This is a genomic window from Microvirga flocculans ATCC BAA-817 (assembly GCF_000518665.1).
Classification (GTDB): Bacteria; Pseudomonadota; Alphaproteobacteria; order Rhizobiales; family Beijerinckiaceae; genus Microvirga; species Microvirga flocculans.
The window spans coordinates 220,181-238,612 of record NZ_JAEA01000002.1 but is presented as its reverse complement, the minus strand read 5'-3'; the positions used below and the strand labels follow the sequence as shown (position 1 = coordinate 238,612).

Here is an 18,432-nt window from a genome sequence, read left to right as displayed (position 1 = left end):
CAGGAGACCTTCCTGCGAGTTGCCGGACGGTTGTCTCAGGCCGACAGCGTGACCTGCACGTTGCCACGGATCGCGTGCGAATAGGGGCAGACCACGTCGGCCTTCTGCACCAGATCCGCCGCCTGCTCCCGGGGCAGACCCGGCAGGCTGGCCTTCAGCTCCACCACCAGGCCAAAGCCCGTGCCATCGTCGCGCCTGCCGATGCCGACCTTGGCCTCGACATGCGCTTCGGCCGGGAGCGCGACCTTGTTCTGGGCCGCCACGAATTTCAGGGCGCCCAGGAAGCAGGCCGAGTAACCGGCCGCGAAGAGCTGCTCCGGGTTCGTTCCCTCGCCGCCCGCACCGCCGAGCTCCTTCGGCGTGGAGAGGCGAACCTCGAGCTTTCCGTCGGTGGAAGCGGCAACGCCTTCGCGTCCGCCGCGGGCCGAGGCATGGGCTGTATAGAGAGGGGTCATCTTTATGCTCCTTGGCATGGCCGTCGGGCCGGATCGTAAGAACAGAAGATCGAGAGCTCACAATTCAATTGCACACGATCTATATGCAACCGATAACCGCATGTTCGATTGTGCGCAACCTATTTTCTTCCTATGTTTGGTTCACGTGGAGGTGATGCGATGACAGGAAAAACGGGAGCGCTGGCCTTGGACAACCAGCTGTGCTTCGCCTTGTATTCTGCCTCACATGCCTTCGGCCGCGCCTACCGCCGGTTCCTGGACCCGCTCGGCCTGACTTATCCGCAATACGTGGTCCTGCTGGTGCTCTGGGAGCAGGACGACCTCACGGTCAAGGAGATCGGCGACCGGCTCTTCCTCGATTCCGGCACCCTGACCCCGTTGCTCAAGCGGCTCGAGGCTGCCGGCCACGTCCGCCGCGCCCGCGACAGGAAGGACGAGCGGCAGGTCAGGATCTGCCTGACCGAGACGGGCCGCGCCCTCCGCGAAAAGGCCGAGGCGATCCCGAAGAACGTCGGCTGCGTGCTGGGCCTCTCCCTGGATGAGGCCCGGGCACTGACCGCGCAGGTTGCGAAACTGCGCGGCAGGCTCCATGACTCGGCCAAATCCTGAAAGATGCCGAAGGGAAATCTGCTCGATGAACTGGCGCGACTACTGGAACCAGGACACGCCGATCTACACGGGCGATCGGCATAAGCTCCTGCATTATCGGCTGATCGCGAACGATATCGTCGGGCTCATCCACTCCCCCGACGCGGCGGTACTCGATTACGGATGCGGCGAAGCCCTGTTCGCCGACAAGATCGCGGCCCGATGCGCCAAGCTTTACCTCAGTGACGCCGCGCCGCTGGTGCGGGAGCGACTGGCCGAGCGGTTTAAGGGCAACGCGCGGATCGCGGTGCTCTCCACGACCGACGTCGCCGACATCCCGGACGGCTCCCTCGACCTGATCGTGGTGAACTCCCTCGTCCAGTACCTCTCCCTCGACGAGTTCCGCATCCTCCTGACCCTGGCCCACGCCAAGCTGAAACGGGACGGCAAGCTCGTTCTGGGGGACATCATCCCGCCCGATCTGAGCCCCCTCACCGATGCGAAGGCCCTGCTCGCCTTCGCTTGGGAGGGCGGCTTCCTGGGCTCGGCCATCGCCGGTCTCGCCCGCACGGCCTTCTCGGAATACCGCAAGATCCGCGAGGAGGTGGGCCTTGCCCAATACGGCGAGGAGGAAATCGCCGAACTGATGCAGGATGCCGGGTTCAGGCCGGAGCGCGCGGCCCGCAATCTCGGCCACAACCAGGCCCGCATGACCTTCTTAGGGCGCCCGGCCTGATCTTTCGTCAGGCGAAGGTCCACATCTTGTGCGCCATGAAGCTCCACAGCATCACCACCCCCGTGGTGACGATCTGGGACGGGAGATAGGGCCCGTTCAGCCAGACCGTGAAGGCATGCATGAGAAACCAGGTCACGAGAAAGCCGACGAAGGCCACGGCGGCGAAGCGCCAGGTCGCCTCCCGGTGGGGCCGGTCGCTGCCGTAGGTATGGCGGCGGTTGAGCACATAGGAGACCAGACCGCCCGCCACGTAGCCGGCGAGCGTCGCCGGGACGGGATGGAGCCGGGCCGCCTCCACGAGCGCGATCAGGAGCCCGTAATGGACCACGGCCGCGACGAGGCCCACGCCGAAGAAGGCGGTGAACTGGCGGGCGAGGCGGTGAAGGGGGCGGGATGCGGTCACGGAGCCTGGATAGCCTCTTCCGCCCGGCCCGTCATCCCACTCCGCAGAAGGAATGCCACAGAGGGAGACCGGCTTTTCCCTTAGCGCCGAGCCTGCCGCATGGGCATTCGCTGTCTAAATCATGGCTCGGGCCTTTGAATTTGCTCAAGGTGCGTGTAAGAGCCTCTCTCAACCTACAATCCGATCACATCCCGGCTGCGCTTGAAGCGCCGTAGTTCTACGGCCGCGCGGCTGGACACGCCTGGGTGGCCCAATGCCGAAGCGGACAGACATCTCCTCCATTCTCATCATCGGCGCCGGTCCGATCATCATCGGCCAGGCCGTGGAGTTCGATTATTCGGGCACCCAGGCCGTGAAGGCCCTCAAGGAGGAAGGCTACCGCATCATCCTGGTGAATTCGAACCCCGCGACGATCATGACCGATCCCGATCTCGCGGACGCCACCTATGTGGAGCCGATCACGCCGGAGATCGTCGCCAAGATCATCGAGAAGGAGCGCCCCGACGCGATCCTGCCGACCATGGGCGGCCAGACGGCGCTCAACTGCGCCCTCTCGCTCAAGAAGATGGGCGTGCTCGACAAGTTCAACGTGGAGATGATCGGCGCGACGGCGGAAGCCATCGACAAGGCCGAGGACCGGCAGCTCTTCCGCGAGGCCATGACCAAGATCGGCCTCGACACGCCGAAATCGCGCCTCGCCAACGCCTCGGCGCTCAAGAAGGCCGACAAGGAGGCCTATCTCGCCGAGCTGGCGCGCATGGAAGCGCTCGACATCCATCCCGGCGACAAGAAGCGCATGATCGCCGCCTACAAGCTCAAGTGGGACGCGGGCGAGAACGACCGGCGCAAGCGCTATCAGGAGCACGCCATGGGCGAGGCCCTGCTGGCGCTCGCGGAAGTAGGCCTGCCCGCCATCATCCGCCCGTCCTTCACCATGGGCGGCACGGGCGGCGGCATCGCCTATAACCGCGAGGAGTTCCTCGACATCGTGGAGCGCGGCCTCGACGCCTCGCCCACCAACGAGGTGCTGATCGAGGAGAGCGTGCTCGGCTGGAAGGAGTACGAGATGGAGGTCGTCCGCGACAAGGCGGACAACTGCATCATCATCTGCTCCATCGAGAACTTCGATCCGATGGGCGTGCACACGGGCGATTCGATCACGGTCGCGCCGGCGCTGACCCTCACGGACAAGGAATACCAGATCATGCGCGACGCCTCGCTGGCGGTGCTGCGCGAGATCGGCGTCGAGACCGGCGGCTCGAACGTGCAATTCGCGATCAACCCGGAGAACGGGCGCATGATCGTGATCGAGATGAACCCGCGCGTGTCGCGCTCGTCCGCGCTCGCCTCCAAGGCCACGGGCTTCCCCATCGCCAAGGTCGCGGCCAAGCTCGCGGTGGGCTACACCCTCGATGAGATCGCCAACGACATCACCGGCGGCGCGACTCCCGCCTCCTTCGAGCCGACCATCGACTACGTGGTCACAAAGATCCCGCGCTTCGCCTTCGAGAAGTTCCCCGGCGCCGAGCCGACCCTCACCACGGCCATGAAGTCCGTGGGCGAGGCCATGGCCATCGGCCGCTCCTTCCCCGAATCGCTCCAGAAGGCCCTGCGCTCGCTCGAGACGGGCCTCACCGGCCTCGACGAGATCGAGATCGAGGGGCTCGGCAAGGGCGACGACAAGAACGCCATCAAGGCCGCCATCGGCACGCCCACCCCTGACCGGATCCTGAAGGTGGCCCAGGCCCTGCGCCTCGGCATCAGCCATGACGAGGTCTATGCCTCCTGCCGCATCGACCGCTGGTTCCTGGAGCAGCTCCAGACCATCGTCGACATGGAGGCCAAGGTGAAGGCTCACGGCCTGCCGCAGACGCCCGGCGCCTTCCGCCAGCTGAAGAGCCTCGGGTTCTCGGATGCGCGCCTCGCCGTGCTCGCGGGCAAGACCGAGGCCGAGGTGCGCCAGCTTCGCCGCTCGCTCTCCGTGCGCCCGGTCTACAAGCGCATCGACACCTGCGCGGCCGAGTTCGCCTCGCCGACCGCCTACATGTACTCGACCTATACCGCCCCCTTCGCGGGCAAGCCCGCGGACGAGGCCAATCCGTCGGACGCCAAGAAGGTCATCATTCTCGGCGGCGGCCCGAACCGCATCGGCCAGGGCATCGAGTTTGATTATTGCTGCTGTCATGCCTGCTTCGCGCTCAAGGACGCGGGCTATGAGACCATCATGATCAACTGCAACCCGGAGACGGTCTCGACCGACTACGACACCTCCGACCGGCTCTATTTCGAGCCGCTGACCCAGGAGGACGTGCTGGAGATCATCGAGACCGAGCGCTCCAAGGGCACCCTCCACGGGGTCATCGTGCAGTTCGGCGGCCAGACGCCGCTCAAGCTGGCGCATGCCCTCGAGGAGGCAGGCGTGCCGATCCTCGGCACGTCGCCGGACGCCATCGACCTCGCCGAGGACCGCGACCGCTTCAAGCGCCTGCTCGACAAGCAGCAGCTCAAGCAGCCCAAGAACGGCATCGCCTATTCGGTGGAGCAGGCGCGCCTGATCGCCGCCGATCTCGGCCTGCCCTTCGTGGTCCGTCCCTCCTACGTGCTCGGCGGCCGGGCCATGGCGATCATCCGCGACGAGGCCCAGTTCGAGGATTACCTGCTCGGCACCCTGCCGAGCCTGATCCCCTCGGACGTCAAGGCCCGGTACCCCAACGACAAGACCGGCCAGATCAACACGGTCCTGGGCAAGAACCCCCTCCTCTTCGACCGCTACCTCTCGGACGCGATCGAGGTGGACGTGGACTGCCTCTGCGACGGCAAGGACAGCTTCATCGCCGGCATCATGGAGCACATCGAGGAGGCGGGCATCCATTCGGGCGACTCGGCCTGCTCCCTGCCGCCCCGCTCCCTGTCGCCCGAGATCGTGGCCGAGCTCGAGCGCCAGACCAAGGCCCTGGCGCTGGCCCTGGACGTGGGCGGCCTCATGAACGTGCAATACGCCATCAAAGACGGCACGATCTACGTGCTGGAAGTGAACCCCCGCGCCTCGCGCACGGTGCCCTTCGTGGCCAAGGTCATCGGCGAGCCCATCGCCAAGATCGCGGCCCGGATCATGGCGGGCGAGCCTCTCGCCAAGTTCGCCCTGACCCCGAAGGAACTGCCGCATATCGGCGTGAAGGAGGCCGTGTTCCCCTTCAACCGCTTCCCGGGCGTGGACGTGCTGCTCGGCCCGGAGATGCGCTCGACGGGCGAGGTCATCGGCCTCGACCGGGGCTTCGGGGTCGCCTTCGCCAAGAGTCAGCTCGGCGCCGGAAGCCAGCTGCCGAAGGCCGGGACCCTGTTCGTTTCGGTCCGCGATTCGGACAAGCCGCGCATCCTGCCGGCGGTCCGGATGCTGGAGGAGGCCGGCTTCCAGATCATGGCCACGGCCGGGACGCAGAAATATCTCGAGGAGCAGGGCGTCAAGGCGCGGCGGATCAACAAGGTCCTGGAAGGCCGCCCGCACGTGGTCGATGCCATGAAGAACGGCGACATCCAGCTGGTCTTCAACACGACCGAGGGAGCGGGCGCCCTGTCGGATTCCCGTTCACTACGGCAAGCTGCCCTCTTGCATAAGATACCTTACTACACCACTCTTGCAGGTGCGATTGCCGCAGCCGAGGGCATCAAGGCATACCTCAGCGGCGATCTCGAAGTCCGGGCGCTTCAGGAATACTTTGCCTGAGGCATCCGGCCTCACATTGGAACTGCGAAGCTTCTGGTAAGTTTTCGTTGACATGCGAGGGCGCTGGCAACAGCGGCCTCGTACCTCTTTTTGGACGAGACAAACGATGGACAAGGTCCCTCTGACGATCAAGGGTTTTGCGGCGCTGGAGGAAGAGCTCAAGCACCGACAGCAAGTCGAACGCCCCCGGATCATCCAGGCGATCTCGGAAGCGCGGGCGCTTGGCGACCTGTCGGAAAACGCCGAATACCATGCCGCAAAGGAAGCCCAATCCCTCAATGAAGGCCGGATTCTTGAGCTCGAAAGCCTGATTTCCCGCGCCGAGGTCATCGACATCGCCAAGCTTTCCGGCGACCGGATCAAGTTCGGCGCGACGGTGAAGCTCGTTGACGAGGACACAGAGGAGGAGAAAGTCTATCAGATCGTGGGCGAGCCCGAAGCCGACGTGCGCTCGGGCCGCGTCTCCGTCGCCTCCCCCATCGCCCGTGCCCTGATGGGCAAGACCATCGGCGATACGGTGGAGGTCTCGACCCCCGGCGGCGGCAAGTCCTACGAGGTGGTCGGCGTCCGTTTCGGCTAGCCGAAATGGAAAGGGGGCATGAACGATGAGAGATCCGACGATGCACCTGCCCTCCCGCCGCTCCATTCTCCTGAAAGCCTTCGCCTGTGCCGGCCTCGTCGGCACAGGTTTTGCTTTGCCCGTTAAGGCTCAGGCCTTTCCGCAGGCATTCTCGTCGTTTTCGGTCGACGTGAGCGCTCTCAAGGCTCAGGGCCTGGGGCCGTTTGCGGATCTCGTGGGGGCGGCGGCCCTCGACGAGCTGCGGCGCTCCTTCGCGGATCGGGTGGATCCGCGCGGACCCCGCCTGGTCCTGCGCATCACGAGCCTTTTCCTCACCCCCTTCCCCGACCGGGGCGGCGGCTATCGCTGGAATGGAGGCGGCGGCGGAAGCCATGACGCGGTGGAGGGCGAAGCCCTGGCCGTGGGCCGCCGCGGCGAGATCCTGGCCCGCCATCCGATGCTCGCCGTGCTGGACGTAAACACCAGCATCCTCGAGCCGAACGAGCAGGGCCGCGCCATCGCCGTGGCGCAACACTACGTGCGCTGGCTCCGGCGGCAGATTTAGGCTCCGGCAATCTCGGAAAAGCTTACCCTTCGACCTCTGCGGCATCCTCGATCGGGACGAGAGGCTCGTCTTTGATGAGGTCGAGGGTCAGGGCTGTGCGGACGTTGCGGACGTTCGGCAGGGAGGTGAGTTCGGAGACGAGCCCCTGGAACGACGCGAGGTTCGGGGCCACGCATTTCATGATGAAGTCGATGTCGCCCGAGAGGGTCCAGCATTCGCGGACCATGGGCCAGTCCTTCACCCGCTGCTCGAATTCCTGCAGCTCCTTCTTGCCCTGGACGTCGAGCTGCACCATGGCGAAGCACACGATCTCGAAGCCGAGGTTCTTCGGATCGAGGATCGCCCGGTAGGCCTTGATGATGCCGGCGCTTTCCAGCGCCCTCACCCGGCGCAGACAGGGGGGAGCCGAGAGGCCCACCCGGCGGGCGAGCTCCACGTTGGTGATGCTGCCATCGGCCTGCAGTTCTTTCAGGATGGCCCAGTCGATGGAATCGAGGCGTCCGCGCACGATAACTCCATATTGCACGATCGGAAGGCGGAAGCCGCCCGGTCCTCGCATCATGCTGATCAGTCAAAAAATCTCGTCTTGGGTGAGTAGACCGTGTAGAGGGTCTGCACAAGAAGGGCGGGCGCTAAAGTCGCAACGAACTTCATGAACTCCACAGGCTCGTTGATCGAATGTTGCGCAAGGATACAGGCCTTATGACCTGGGTGCTGACCGATGGCAAGGCCGGGGACGAGCTGCAGGCGCTGAGCGTGACCGAGGCTCTGGGCCTTTCCCCGCAGGTCCGCCGGGTCGGGCCGAAGGCGCCTTTCGCCTGGCTGATGCCCTGGGGTCCCATCGATCCGCGTGAGCGTCCCGGCGCGCCGGGAAGTCCCATCGCCCCGCCCTTCCCCGACCTTCTCGTGGCCTCGGGCCGCCGCGCGGTCGCCTATCTATGCCATGTGAAGCGGGCCTCCGGCGGACGGACCTTCACCGTCTTCCTCAAGGACCCACGCACGGGACCCGGCACGGCCGACATGATCTGGTCCCCGAGCTATGACCGGCTGCGGGGGCCGAACGTGGTCAACACCCTCACCCCGCCGCACCGGGTATCGGCCGCCCGGATCGCCGCCGCCCGCGCCCGTCCCGATCCGCGCCTGAAGGCGCTGTCCGCGCCCCAGGTCGCCGTCCTGGCGGGCGGCGACAGCAGGCACCACCGTTTCACGGATACGGACATCGCCCGCTTCATCCGGCACCTCACGAGCGTTGCCGAAGCCGGCGCCGGATTGATGGTGACGGCCTCGCGCCGCACCCCTCGCGCCTTGCGGGACGCGCTCGTCGCCCTGACGTCCGCGCATGGCGGCTTCTTCTGGGACGGGACCGGCGAGAACCCTTACGTGGACCTTCTGGCGCTGGCCGACTTCGTCGTGGCGACGGCGGATTCCTTCAACATGATCGGCGAGGCCGCCGTAACGGGGCGTCCGATCCTGGTCTTCGCGCCTTCCGGCGGGCATCCGAAACTGGATGTTTACATGAGCGAGCTGAAGGCCCATGGAATTGTGCATCCGTTCGAGGGCCGTCTTGTGGGGCAGCCCTACGAGCCATTAAATTCAACCCCCAGGATCGCGGAGGCCGTCGCTCAGGGATTGAGCCGCCATCGCCGCGCTCTCGGCCTGCCCGACATCGCCTTCTCACAGGAGACCCCCTGATGGCCCATTCTCACGCCAAGCTCATCATCATCGGCTCGGGGCCCGCGGGCTATACGGCGGCGATCTATGCGGCGCGCGCGCTGCTCGAGCCTGTGATGATCTCGGGCTTCCAGCCCGGCGGGCAGCTCATGATCACCACGGATGTGGAGAACTATCCGGGCTTCGCCGATGTGATCCAGGGTCCCTGGCTCATGGAGCAGATGCGCCTCCAGGCCGAGCACGTGGGCACGCGCATGATCTCCGACCACATCGTGAAGGTGGAGCTGAACCAGCGCCCCTTCCGCCTGGTGGGCGATTCCAGCGACACCTATACCTGCGACTCCCTGATCGTCGCGACTGGCGCACAGGCCAAGTGGCTGGGGCTGCCCTCCGAAGGCCAGTTTCAGGGCTTCGGCGTTTCGGCCTGCGCGACCTGCGACGGGTTCTTCTACCGCAACAAGGAGGTCGTGGTGGTCGGCGGCGGCAACACCGCCGTGGAGGAGGCGCTCTACCTCGCCAATCTCGCCTCCAAGGTCACGCTCATCCATCGCCGGGATTCCCTGCGCGCCGAGCGGATCCTCCAGGACCGCCTGTTCAAGCATCCCAAGATCGAGGTGATCTGGAACTCCGCCGTCGAGGAGATCTGCGGGACGGAGAACCCGTCCTCCGTCACCCATGTCCGGCTGAAGAACCTCGTCTCGGGCGAGACCTCGGACTTCAAGACCGACGGCGTCTTCATCGCCATCGGCCACAAGCCCGCGACGGAGCTTTTCGTGGGCCAGCTCGACATGAAGCCGGGCGGCTACCTGCTCACCAAGCCGGGCTCGACGGAGACCAACGTTCCGGGCGTCTTCGCCGCCGGCGACGTGACCGACGACGTCTACAGGCAGGCCGTCACGTCGGCAGGCATGGGCTGCATGGCGGCTCTCGACGCCGAGCGCTTCCTGGCCGCTCTGGAAGCGGCCCAGGAAGCTGCCGAATAGGATTTATTAACAACTGGTTAGCCCTCAGGCCCATTTCCTGTTGCATCGGCGGCCCCGCTCATAAGAGAAAGGAGTTGCCTTGCGTCAGGAGCATGTGAGGCATGAGGGGAACGCCGTGGACTGGGACAAGATCCGGATTTTCTATACGGTCGCGGAGGCTGGGAGCTTCACGCGGGCCGGCGATGATCTGGGTCTGAGCCGGTCGGCCGTCAGCCGCCAGATCAGCGCCCTCGAGCGCGAATTGAAGGCGCCTCTCTTCCACCGCCACGCGCGCGGCCTGATTCTCACCGAACAGGGCGACCTGCTGTTCCGGGCCGCCCGCGACATGCGCATGCGGCTGGAAACCACCAAGGCCCGCCTCGTGGAAACCAGCGAGCGCCCCTCGGGCGAGCTGAAGGTGACGACCACCGTCGGCCTCGGCTCGATCTGGCTGGCCCAGCGCATCGCCGAGTTCCTGGACCTCTACCCGGATGTGCGGGTCGAGCTGATCCTTTCCAACGAGGAGCTGGATCTCGCCATGCGCGAGGCCGACGTGGCGATCCGCCTGCGTCGCCCGGCCCAGCCGGACCTGATCCAGCGCCGGCTCTTCACGATCCATTTCCACGTCTATGCCTCGGCGGATTACATCAAGCGCTTCGGGGAGCCCAAGACGCTGGAAGAGCTGGACGAGCACCGCATCGTCTCCTTCGGCGGCGACCAGCCGTCCTACCTCATGGCCGTGCACTGGCTGGCCACGGCCGGACGCGAGGGGCGGGAGCCCCGGCAGTATCATTACGTGGTCAACAACATCACGGCCCTGAAGCTCGCCGTCGAGACGGGCGCAGGCATTGCCGTGCTTCCGGATTACGCCGTGGCGGGCAATCCGGACCTCGTCCAGATCCTGCGCGACGTGGAGATGCCGTCCCTGGACAGTTATCTCGTCTATGCCGAGGAAATGCGGTCCGTCGCCCGTGTGCAGGCCTTCCGCGACTTCCTGATCTCCAAGGCGCAGCGCTGGACCTTCTGAACCGAAGGCCCCCGATTCTGCGGCCACGCTCGATGGCTCTCCCGATTTTGGCGGCCAGATGACAGAAGCCATGCATTTGGCGCAGCCCTTTCATGAGGCATGTTGCATTGCAAAGAGGCGCGATGCAGCCGATATGAGCAGCGGCTGATTTCAACGCGGCACCGCTTTCTTCCTCCCGGCGCTGCCGTGTCGGCCGTTCCCTCTGGAAGGTTTTGACTTTTGTCGGACCTCTACTTTCGCCGGGCCTTTGGCCCGGCTTTTTTTTGGCCTCAACCCTTTCGGGTCAGTGGGCCTGGGACCGCTCCACCTCTTCCTTCAATGCACGGCGCAGGACCTTGCCCACATTGGTCTTGGGCAGCGTTTCCCGGAACTCGAAGCGGCGCGGCACCTTGTAGCCGGTCAGATTCTCGCGGCAGAAATGACGCAGCTCGTCCTCCGTGACCTTCGGATCCTTGCGGACCACATAGGCGATCACGGCCTCTCCCGAATGCTCGTCCGGCAAGCCGATCACGGCCGCCTCCAGGACGCCCGGATGCTTCACGATCACGTCCTCGACCTCGTTGGGATAGACGTTGAAGCCGGAGACGAGAACCATGTCCTTCATGCGGTCGACGATCTTCACCTGCCCGTCGGGCTGGATGACGGCGACGTCGCCCGTGCGGAAATAGCCGTCCGGGGTCATCACCTTCGCGGTTTCGTCGGGCCGCTGCCAGTAGCCCGCCATCACCTGCGGACCCTTGACGCAGAGCTCTCCCCTCTCTCCCGTGGGGAGGATTTCCCCATTGCTGCCGCGAACGCTCACGTCCGTCGACGGCAGGGGATAGCCGATGGTGCCGGTGAACTTCTCGATATCCAGCCTGTTGGCGCAAACCACCGGGGAGGTTTCGGACAAGCCGTATCCCTCCACGATGGGCTGGCCGGTCACCTCCTGCCACATGTTGGCCACGGCTTCCTGGGTCGCCATGCCGCCGGACACGGCGAAGACGAGCTGCGAGAAATCCACCTTCTCGATGCCCGGGGCGTGGGCAAGGGCGTTGTAGAGGGTGTTGAGGCCCGACATGAGCGTGACGCGGCTCTTCTGCAGCGTCTTGACGAAGCCCGGAATGTCCCTCGGATTGGCGATCAGCAGCTGGCATCCGCCGATCTTCGCCATCAGCAACCCGCAGACCGTCAGAGCGAAGATGTGATAGAGCGGCAGCGCGGTGACCATCAGGTGGTCCTCCCGGTTGCCGACGAAGGGGAGCATCCAGGCTTCGAGCTGAAGCACGTTGGCTGCCACGTTGCGGTGGAGAAGGGTCGCGCCCTTGGCGACGCCCGTCGTGCCGCCCGTGTATTGCAGGAAGGCGATATCGTCCCGCGTGACGGCCACCGGCTGCGGCTTCCGGCCGGAGCCTTCGGCCATGACGGCCTTGAAGGAAACGGCCTTCGGCAGGCGGAAGGGCTTGACCGCCTTCTTCACGTAGCGCGAGACGAGATTGATGACGGCCCCCTTCAGGCCGAGCAGATCGCCCGGAGCCACCAGGACGACCTTGTCCAGGGTGAGATCCGGCAGCGATTCCTCGACCGTGAGGCCGAAGTTTTCCAGCACGAACAGGAAGCGCGCCCCGGAATCGTTGAGCTGGTAGGTCAGCTCGCGCGGCGTGTAGAGCGGATTGACGTTGACGATGATGCCGCCAGCCAGAAGAGCCCCGAACAGGATCGCCGGATAGGCCATGACGTTGGGCATCATGATGGCGACCCGGTCGCCCTTCTTCAGGCCCTGCCCCTGAAGCCAGGAGGCGACCGCATCCGCCGCGCGCCCAAGCTCCCCATACGTCATACGCTTGCCGAAGCTCTCGAGGGCCGGCCGGTGCGCGTATTGCGCCAGGGCCTCCCGGAAGATGTCGTTGAGCGTGCCGATCTTGGCGTCGTCGATCGTTGGAGGAACCTGTGCAGGATAGGAAGCGAGCCAGGGGCGGGTCTGCGGCGCATCCATAGCGCCTGCCGCAACAGGCGTCGGCGTCGTGGCGTTCATTGTCGTCCTCCGCTTCGGGGCGAGGTTTATTTGATGGGAGATGGCGTCTCCAACAAACCTTAACTTGGCGCGGAAGATCGGATTTGTCGATGGAAATAGTTTAGACCTGAACGATCATCTACAACCGTCCAGGTCATGAGCTCTCAGCTGTGAGCCTTCTGCAGGACCATGTCCGCCGGACGGCCGCTGAGTTCGGCCATGTGGTCGAACCGGGTCGAGAAGGTTCCGACGCCCGCAGTCGCGGAGCGCAGCTCGACGATCAGGTCGCCGATCTCGGATTCCGGAATGGAGGCGTTGAGTACCTGCCAGCCGTTCCAGCCGGGCCGCTCGTCATAGCCGAGGATCTGGCCCCGCCGCCCGGTCACGAGAGCGGTCGCCCTGGAGAGCGCATCGGAGGGGATCGTGATCTCCACCGACAGCACCGGCTCCAGCAGCACGGGCTTTGCCTTCGGCAGGGCCTCAGCGAGGGCGAGCTTGGCGGCAGCCTGGAAGGCGGCGTCCGAGGAATCCACCGTATGGTAGGAGCCGTCGGTCAGGGTCACGGCGAGATCGACGACGGGAAAGCCGAGAGGCCCGCATCTGAGCGCATCCCGGACCCCGGTCTCGACGGAGGGGATGTACTGGCGCGGCACCACGCCGCCGGTGATCCGGTCCTGAAAGGCGAAGCCCTCCCCGCGCGGCAGCGGCCTGATCTCGATCATCACGTCGCCGAACTGGCCATGGCCGCCGGTCTGCTTGCGGTGCCGACCCCGCGCGGCCGCCGGCAGCTTGATCGTCTCGCAATAGGCGACCCTCGGCCTGGTCGTCTCCACGCCGACCTGGAAGCGCGAGGCGAGCTTCTCCACCGCCACCCGCAGATGCATCTCGCCCTGCCCGTGAAGCCGGATCTCGCCGATTTCCGGGCGGGTCTCCACCGCCAGGGACGGATCCTCCTCCGTGATCTTGGAGAGCGCGCTCGAAAGCCGCACGTCGTCCTTGCGGTCCTTGACCTTCAGGGCCAGCGCATAGACCGGCTCGGGCGGCGCGACCGACACGATGGCCTCGGGCCTCGCCTTGCCGGCGGCGAAGCTGTCGCCGGTGGCGATGCCCTCCAGCCGGCCGAAGCCGACCGTGTCGCCCGCCACGGCCTCCGCCTTGCGGGTTGTAGCTGAGCCCATCAGCGTGAGCAGGCTGCCGATCCGGGCCTCGGCTCCGCGGGAGGCCATGACGGTGTCGCCCTCATGGAAGGCGCCGCGCATCACCCGGGCGATGGAGAGCTTACCGCCCTGCCCCAGATGCAGGGTCTTCATGGCCTGGGCGAGAGGAGGCCCCTCCTCGGTAATGCCGAGGCGCGCCCGGGTTTCGGCCAGACCCGGAGCCTCGTGACGCAGGGCCTTGAGCAGGCGTGTGATGCCGTTGCCGCGCTCTGCCGAGCCGATCAGGGCGGGAACCACGTGCCGCTCCCGCAGCTCCCGCGAGAGATCGTCGAAGATCATGTCGCGCGGCGGCTCGATCTCGGAGATCAGGTCCTCCATGAGCTCGTCGTCGTAATCGGCCAGCCGTTCGAGCATCGCGAAGCGCGCCTCGCGTTCCCTCGGCGCCTCGCCGTCGGGCATCTCGACGATCTCGCTCGGGGCATGCTCGCGATAGATGAAGGCGCGTTCCAGCGCGAGGTCGATGAAGCCGACGGCGATTCCATCCTTCCAGAGAGGGATCTGGCGCAGCAGCAGCGGCGTGCGAGAGGCCTGCTGCAGAAGGGCGAGCGTTTCGCGGATGCGCTGGCTGGCGGCATCGACCTTATTGATGAAGAGGAAGCGCGGAATGTCGGCCTCTTCGAGCTCCCGCAGGATGATTTCGAGCGCCGGAATTTTGCGTTCGTCCGCCTCGCAGACGACGATCGCCGCATCGCAGACGGGCGTGATGTTGCGCATTTCGTGCAGGAATTCCGTCGAGCCGGGGCAATCGACGAAGGTCATGCCCTCACCCAGGAACTCGACCGTGGCCACGTTGGGCTCGATGCTCATGACATGGGCGCGGGCCTCGGCGCTCGCATCGCCCACGCTGTCCCCATCCGCCACGCGACCGGCCCGCGATATGGCTCCGGTCCGCTCGAGGATCGCCTCGAAAAGCGTGGTCTTGCCGCTCTGAAACGGGCCGACGATGGCGATGCATCGCGGGCCCGAAACCTGTCTGCCGTTGGGTGCCATAGGACGTCATCCTTCCCTGCCCCCATTCCTGGCGCGCTCTTCGAAAGCATCGCTCGGAAAATCGGATCCTCATTTCCGCACGATGCTAGCGGCGCGTTAGCATGAATGCTCTGCCTGTCGTGGTGGAATGGCAAGGTTTTTATGGAATCGCAGGCCCGGCTCGCACCCATCTGCCGCGCGCCGAGAATGCCCTCGTATCCTTAAGCGATGTCCGTATTCCCAGGTCTCCCGGCCCCAGGCGGCCGGTCAACCAGGACGCAGCACAACCCTCACGCGCAGACCGCGCTTGAAATGATCCTTCCCGGGCGTGGCGGGGAAGCGCAAAAGTGACATATTGATATATTATATCGATTTAAAAATTGAACCCGTTTCGGAGTCCTCCCCATGGCGCAGCCGACCGCTTCAGGCAATGAAATCAAAATCGCCGGAAATCCCCAGCTCTATTTCCGGGAAGAGAATGGCAAAATCGCCGCCTTGCAGAATGGCGGTTTCATTGCCGTCTGGCAGCGCTATGGCACTGAAGGGCAGACGATTCAGGCTCAGATCTATGACGCCGCGGGAAAGAAACTCGGAACCGAGATCACGCTCAGCGGACCCAACGAGCAACTTGCGCGCAATCCCGATGTGACTGTCCTGACGGACGGCAGAATCCTTGTAGCCTGGGACAGCTCGAATATCCCGACCAATGAATTCGATCCGCTGAACAGGGATATCGTCGCGCAGCTTCTGACATCCGACGGGTCGAAGCTTGGGGCAACCATCTCGCCAAGCGGAATATTCAGCGTCGATACCGATATGGTTCCGAAGGTCGCCGCTCTCGCGGACGGCGGATACATGATTGGCTGGAACGATAATGCGCCCGACTATGGCGGCTCCCGTTTCATGGCATACACATTCACCGCAACCGGCACTCGCGAGTACCTTGCTGTAACCGGTCTGGACTATCACTCACCCCAGGGCGACATTACCGGCCTGAAGTATGGCGGCTATGCCCATGTCGCCACGGTGACGCAATTGTCCGAGACCGGCACCGACGGAAACGGCGATGGCATCTACATGGAGCTTTACAGAGGCGGCGATCCCAAGGACTACATTACGGCTCGGGTTCGGGTGAACACAGCGACCGTGGCCGATCAGGGGCAGGCCTCCATAACCACCCTCTCGAATGGCGATCTCGTCGTCGTGTGGACGGATTACAATCCGCAAGAGGACGGCTCGGACAGCTGCGTCAAGGCCCGCATCTTCACCGGAACCGGAACGCCGCGCACGGGCGAGATCATCGTCAACACGACAACGGCTGGCGCCCAATACGCACCGGTCGTCTCAGCCCTCTCCAATGGCGGATTCGTGGTTGCGTTCGAGTCCAGGGTTATTACCGGCCCTGCCAAGTTCGATATCGACGTCCGCGCCGTCGCGTTCGATGCGAACGGTCAGCGGACGAGCGACGATTTCGTCGTGTCGACCCAAACGGCCGGGAACCAGATGAGTTCATCCATCACGGCGCTGGCAAACGGTCGTTTCATGGTCAGCTGGACCGACTACGACCTGAGCATCCGTGCCCGCGTCTTCGACACGGGCATCCCCGGCTCGGGCGATCCGGACCCGGATCCCGATCCGGTGCCGAACGTCATGATGGGCGATGACGGCGACAACCTGCTCGATGCGACCAAGGTCAAGGGACTGATCGACGGTCTCGGCGGCCGCGATACCGCGACCTATCAGAATGCCGAAGGCGGAGTCGTCGTTTTTCTCTCTCATCCGGAATTCAATACCGGCCAAGCCGCAGGCGACACGTTCAAGAACGTGGAAGTCATCGTCGGCTCGACTCACGACGATCAACTGATCGGCGACGCTCAGGCCAATGAGTTCCAGGGCGGCGACGGCAACGACCTGCTCCTGGGGCTCGGCGGGAACGACATTCTCCAGGGCGGCAACGGCGACGACATCCTCCGCGGCGGAGAAGGCGCCGACCAGCTGAACGGCGGCGCGGGCCTCAATGTCGCGAGCTACGAGGAGGCGACGGGCCGCGTCGTCGCCAATCTCCAGAACCGGAGCGCCAATGCAGGCGAGGCCACCGGCGACACCTACACGCTCATCCAGAGCCTCATCGGCTCGGACTTCAACGACACGCTCGTCGGCGACGGCGGCGCCAATACGCTGACCGGCGGCAACGGGAACGATTCCCTCGTCGGCGGAGACGGCAACGACACACTGGTGGGCGGCGCCGGTGACGATACGCTCGTTGGAGGCAACGGGTTCGACGTTCTTGACGGCGGCGCAGGCGTCAACGTCTACGCGGATGCCACGGAGGGTGAAATCGTCGACAGGCCGGGCATCGCCATCGACGTCATCCAGACCAAGAGGAGCTATACCCTCGCCGCTTCCTCCAAGATGGAGGCCCTGAAGGCGGATCCCAATGCTGGCGCGATCAGCCTGACCGGCAACAACTCGGCCAACCTGCTGGTCGGCAACAAGGCAACGAACACGTTGAAGGGACGCGGCGGCAACGATGAAATCTCCGGCTCGGGCGGTAGCGACAAGATCAGCGGAGAAACCGGCAACGACCGCCTGATCGGCGGCTCGGGAACGGACACGCTGACCGGCGGCTCGGGCCGCGATGCCTTCGTGTTCGACGACAGGGAGACGAGTTCCTCGAAGAGCAAGGCGGACACCATCGCCGACTTCTCAGGAAAGGGCGGCGACCGGATCGACCTGCGGGCCATCGATGCCAATACGAAGAAGTTCGGCGACCAGAACTTCGCTTTCATCGGCACGAAGGCTTTCAGCAAGGCCGGGGAGGTGCGCTACGAGAAGACGAAGGGCTACACCTACGTCTATCTCAACACCGACAGCGACAAGGCGGCGGAAGCCGTGATCAAGCTGAAAGGCTCGCTCGACCTCAGCAAGGGCTGGTTCGTCCTCTGATCCGGCGCGAAATCATTTTCTTCTACGGACGACAATCGGCCCCGCCTCGCGGGGCCGATTCAGTATTGAGACGGCCTCATCGCACGGCGCGCAGCTCGAAATCGCCGACGCCCAGCGCGAAGTTCAACCCGGTCTGACCGCTGACGGACAGAGGCTGGAGAGCGACGGATCGGTTCGACCCGCCGACCAGCGCATTGGCCCCGAGCCCCGCGCCGACAGTGGCCTCGGCGGAGGCGCCCACATAGCTGCCGGCCAGATCGCCGGGGCCGAGGCGACCTCCCGAGAGGACGGCCCAGGTCAGGACACCTTTGCTCGTTGCGCCGATATCGAGGCCGAACTTGCGGATGACGCCCACATAATGCTCGATCCTGCCCCGCCGGGGCCGGAACGTGCAGGCGGTGGTTTTCTGCGAGGTCACGATGAGGCCGATTCCCCCCGAGACGTTGCAGGTCAGGACACCGGCGCGGGTCCGGGTTTGAGCCTCGGCCTGCGTCGGGCCGAGGGCGGCGAGAAGCGCGAAGGTGGCGATGGGCAAAGCGGCGCGGATCATGGCGATCTCCTCAGCTTGTGGAAGCTTAGCGATTAACGGCGCAAGCGCGGCGGCGTTCCATGACGAA

The 18,432-nt window shown here is 65.0% G+C and carries 15 protein-coding genes; 9 read left to right on the top strand and 6 right to left on the bottom strand.

All coding sequences use genetic code 11. The features are described from left to right. Positions 1-35: 35 nt before the first annotated feature. Positions 36-455: an organic hydroperoxide resistance protein gene (locus L879_RS0104260; protein WP_027315011.1), complete on the bottom strand. Its 420-nt coding sequence runs from the start codon at positions 453-455 to the stop codon at positions 36-38. Positions 456-614: 159 nt separating this feature from the next. Between L879_RS0104260 and L879_RS0104255 the strand changes: the two genes are divergently transcribed. Next, the gene (locus L879_RS0104255; RefSeq protein ID WP_027315010.1) at positions 615-1,064 is read left to right on the top strand and encodes a MarR family winged helix-turn-helix transcriptional regulator; all 450 of its coding nucleotides are present in this window, start codon (positions 615-617) and stop codon (positions 1,062-1,064) included. A gap of 25 nt (positions 1,065-1,089) precedes the next feature. Further along, positions 1,090-1,779, top strand: a complete 690-nt coding sequence (locus L879_RS0104250; protein WP_027315009.1) for a class I SAM-dependent methyltransferase — start codon at positions 1,090-1,092, stop codon at positions 1,777-1,779. Between the two features lie 7 nt (positions 1,780-1,786). On the opposite strand, the gene L879_RS0104245 is transcribed toward L879_RS0104250, so the two are convergent. Then, on the bottom strand, positions 1,787-2,182 hold the full coding sequence (locus L879_RS0104245) for a GtrA family protein (protein ID WP_027315008.1): 396 nt from the start codon (positions 2,180-2,182) through the stop codon (positions 1,787-1,789). 253 nt (positions 2,183-2,435) lie between these two features. Between L879_RS0104245 and carB the strand changes: the two genes are divergently transcribed. The 3 genes from carB (at position 2,436) to L879_RS0104230 (ending at position 7,030) form a co-directional block, all read left to right on the top strand. Beyond that, entirely contained in the window at positions 2,436-5,906 is a 3,471-nt protein-coding gene (carB, locus tag L879_RS0104240) for a carbamoyl-phosphate synthase large subunit (RefSeq protein WP_027315007.1), read from the top strand. Between the two features lie 106 nt (positions 5,907-6,012). Continuing rightward, positions 6,013-6,486 (top strand): transcription elongation factor GreA, encoded by a 474-nt coding sequence (greA, locus tag L879_RS0104235; RefSeq protein ID WP_027315006.1) that lies wholly within the window; start codon positions 6,013-6,015, stop codon positions 6,484-6,486. Between the two features lie 25 nt (positions 6,487-6,511). After that, positions 6,512-7,030: a hypothetical protein gene (locus tag L879_RS0104230; protein WP_027315005.1), complete on the top strand. Its 519-nt coding sequence runs from the start codon at positions 6,512-6,514 to the stop codon at positions 7,028-7,030. A 22-nt stretch (positions 7,031-7,052) separates the two neighbouring features. On the opposite strand, the gene L879_RS0104225 is transcribed toward L879_RS0104230, so the two are convergent. Continuing rightward, entirely contained in the window at positions 7,053-7,589 is a 537-nt protein-coding gene (locus L879_RS0104225; RefSeq protein WP_051435047.1) for an Lrp/AsnC family transcriptional regulator, read from the bottom strand. A 143-nt stretch (positions 7,590-7,732) separates the two neighbouring features. On the opposite strand from L879_RS0104225, the gene L879_RS0104215 reads away from it, so the two are divergent. The 3 genes from L879_RS0104215 to L879_RS0104205 all read left to right on the top strand — a co-directional run bounded on the left by L879_RS0104215 (position 7,733) and on the right by L879_RS0104205 (position 10,690). Beyond that, positions 7,733-8,722: a mitochondrial fission ELM1 family protein gene (locus L879_RS0104215; protein WP_245265165.1), complete on the top strand. Its 990-nt coding sequence runs from the start codon at positions 7,733-7,735 to the stop codon at positions 8,720-8,722. After that, on the top strand, positions 8,722-9,684 hold the full coding sequence (gene trxB / locus L879_RS0104210; protein ID WP_027315002.1) for a thioredoxin-disulfide reductase: 963 nt from the start codon (positions 8,722-8,724) through the stop codon (positions 9,682-9,684). The genes L879_RS0104215 and trxB overlap by 1 nt, the downstream gene beginning before the upstream one ends. 115 nt (positions 9,685-9,799) lie before the next feature. After that, a complete protein-coding gene (locus tag L879_RS0104205) occupies positions 9,800-10,690 on the top strand; it encodes a LysR family transcriptional regulator (RefSeq protein WP_027315001.1) in 891 nt (296 codons plus the stop codon). 283 nt (positions 10,691-10,973) lie between these two features. Here the strand turns inward: L879_RS0104205 and L879_RS0104200 are convergent, their stop codons facing one another. Continuing rightward, positions 10,974-12,704, bottom strand: coding sequence for an AMP-binding protein (locus L879_RS0104200; protein ID WP_027315000.1), 1,731 nt, complete (start codon positions 12,702-12,704; stop codon positions 10,974-10,976). Positions 12,705-12,847: 143 nt separating this feature from the next. Continuing rightward, on the bottom strand, positions 12,848-14,890 hold the full coding sequence (locus L879_RS0104195) for an elongation factor G (protein ID WP_027314999.1): 2,043 nt from the start codon (positions 14,888-14,890) through the stop codon (positions 12,848-12,850). 384 nt (positions 14,891-15,274) lie between these two features. On the opposite strand from L879_RS0104195, the gene L879_RS22580 reads away from it, so the two are divergent. Then, positions 15,275-17,815 carry a calcium-binding protein gene (locus L879_RS22580; protein WP_051435026.1) on the top strand — a complete coding sequence of 847 codons (2,541 nt, stop codon included), beginning with the start codon at positions 15,275-15,277 and terminating at the stop codon, positions 17,813-17,815. Positions 17,816-17,891: 76 nt separating this feature from the next. Here the strand turns inward: L879_RS22580 and L879_RS0104185 are convergent, their stop codons facing one another. Beyond that, positions 17,892-18,365 (bottom strand): DUF992 domain-containing protein, encoded by a 474-nt coding sequence (locus L879_RS0104185; protein ID WP_035458643.1) that lies wholly within the window; start codon positions 18,363-18,365, stop codon positions 17,892-17,894. Between the last annotated feature and the right edge of the window lie 67 nt (positions 18,366-18,432).